The organism is Nodosilinea sp. P-1105 (assembly GCF_012911975.1).
Classification (GTDB): domain Bacteria; phylum Cyanobacteriota; class Cyanobacteriia; order Phormidesmidales; family Phormidesmidaceae; genus Nodosilinea.
In genome coordinates, this window is record NZ_SMDQ01000169.1 from 1 (window position 1) to 1,162 (window position 1,162).

Below are 1,162 nucleotides of genomic sequence, written 5' to 3' on the forward strand. Positions count from 1 at the left end.
CAGCAGGGGAATATCGTCAACCCGTTCTGTGATAACGGTTAGAGGAGTTTCCATAGCCCAAATCTAACCTAATTGGCCGACCTCACTCAAAAATGAGCGAACCGGGAGCAATCACTTCATCATATTGGGTAGTATCCTCATCCTGGTGCTGCCTCATGGCGGCGAGAACATCTTCTAAAGAAGTGTGGTCAACCCAGGCTCGGCGTTCTTGGGTGTAGTCGCGGGGAGCATCTTCGCCAATTAACACCGGACTACCCTCGCGCCAGATCACGGCATAGTGACCCAGGCGGCGTTTGCGTTCCAGGGTATCGGCGGCAACTTTTCTGAGACAGTCTAGGGTCTTTTGGGTTTCTGGGGATAGCTCGGTCATGCTCTAGGCCACTCCATAGCCGGTGTAAGGACGTTTGTAGGCTGGATGCAGCCCTAGGACGATATCTTGCTTAGGAACACCCATGTCAATGAGTTCTTGCCCTACGTCGATATCGGTGGTGTTTTGCTGGAGCCAGATTTTGCCGTCTTTGATATCGAAGTGGAGAACGGTGTGATAGATGCGATCAAGATCATCCCAGCCAACACTCATCAGTTGATAGTGGTCGCGGAGGGTGTCGAAGAAGAGTTCGTTTTCGATGTTGTCGTTTTGGCCTCCAAACTGGCTATAACGCTCTAGTAATGTTTGAACGGCTTGACGATAGTGTTCTAGCTTATCCATTGCACAATCTCCTCTGAAGTTGGATTATAAACAATTATTTTTAAGTCATGCTGTTCGATAGCTACCTGAGCTAATTGGCTTTGAAAAAAGGTGTTATAGATTTCTCTAGGAACTGCTAAGTAAAGCTGTCGAGCCGGATCTTTGACTTTTAGCATGATTCGATAGATGAGAAATTGACCTAGTACACCAAGGCAGAAATCCACCTACTGTTCAGGACGCTTAAAATCCTTGCGCAGCAACAATTTTTGGTAGTGAATTTTAGTGCAGGCCAGAGGAAAAGACCGGATGACCTTGCTTGGCCAACTTCTCTCTGATGCAGCGATTGTAGTCATGGATGAATAGCCAGATGGCCCCAATGTGGTTCTCGAGCTTTTTAGAGAACGACAGGGTCTTTCTCACCAGTCGCGCCACCCGCTGCCTCAACGTGTTGTTCAAACGCTCGATGTAACTGGT

4 protein-coding genes are annotated in these 1,162 nt (G+C 48.2%); all 4 read right to left on the reverse strand.

Translation table 11 applies throughout. The features are described 5' to 3' along the window. Positions 1-82: 82 nt before the first annotated feature. Positions 83-370, reverse strand: a complete 288-nt coding sequence (locus tag E1H13_RS26580) for a hypothetical protein (protein WP_169617968.1) — start codon at positions 368-370, stop codon at positions 83-85. Positions 371-373: 3 nt separating this feature from the next. Next, entirely contained in the window at positions 374-709 is a 336-nt protein-coding gene (locus E1H13_RS26585; RefSeq protein ID WP_169617969.1) for a XisI protein, read from the reverse strand. Continuing rightward, on the reverse strand, positions 697-912 hold the full coding sequence (locus E1H13_RS26590) for an element excision factor XisH family protein (RefSeq protein ID WP_347404227.1): 216 nt from the start codon (positions 910-912) through the stop codon (positions 697-699). The genes E1H13_RS26585 and E1H13_RS26590 overlap by 13 nt, the downstream gene beginning before the upstream one ends. 55 nt (positions 913-967) lie before the next feature. Continuing rightward, the coding region (locus E1H13_RS26595) for an IS1 family transposase (protein ID WP_240966398.1) at positions 968-1,162 on the reverse strand (195 nt) is incomplete at its 5' end.

What these genes read in the sequence shown, in the direction of transcription:
- E1H13_RS26580 (WP_169617968.1), bottom strand. Translation starts at nt 370, where the DNA reads ATGACCGAGCTATCCCCAGAAACCCAAAAGACCCTAGACTGTCTCAGA.
- E1H13_RS26585 (WP_169617969.1), bottom strand. Translation starts at nt 709, where the DNA reads ATGGATAAGCTAGAACACTATCGTCAAGCCGTTCAAACATTACTAGAG.